Genomic DNA, 344 nt, shown 5'->3' with positions numbered 1-344 from the left:
CTGCGTTAGCAGGCGGGGTTTGTTCTGACGAATATGGTTGCGGGAGCCGGATTTGAACCGACGACCTTCGGGTTATGAGCCCGACGAGCTACCAGGCTGCTCCATCCCGCGTCAGTGGATGCGCATTCTACGGAATTCCGAGTGGCTGTCAAGCACTACTCTTTGATTTTTCGCAGATTTTTTTGAAGACAAGAAAAAAGGCCACTGTATCGACAGTGGCCTTTTTCTGAATCTGGTTGCGGGAGCCGGATTTGAACCGACGACCTTCGGGTTATGAGCCCGACGAGCTACCAGGCTGCTCCATCCCGCGCCTGTGAGATCGAATTCTACGGAAATCCTCTGGC

General features: G+C 53.8%; 2 tRNA genes. Both read right to left on the bottom strand.

The features are described 5' to 3' along the window. Positions 1-34 precede the first annotated feature (34 nt). Positions 35-111: transfer RNA gene (locus ACNFCH_RS25875), tRNA-Met, on the bottom strand. Positions 112-233: 122 nt separating this feature from the next. After that, positions 234-310: transfer RNA gene (locus ACNFCH_RS25870), tRNA-Met, on the bottom strand. Positions 311-344: the final 34 nt, after the last annotated feature.

The organism is Pseudomonas sp. NY15354 (assembly GCF_048068075.1).
Lineage (GTDB): Bacteria > Pseudomonadota > Gammaproteobacteria > Pseudomonadales > Pseudomonadaceae > Aquipseudomonas > Aquipseudomonas guariconensis_C.
Note: the sequence above shows the minus strand (reverse complement) of the source record. Positions and strands in the feature narration are given on the sequence as shown.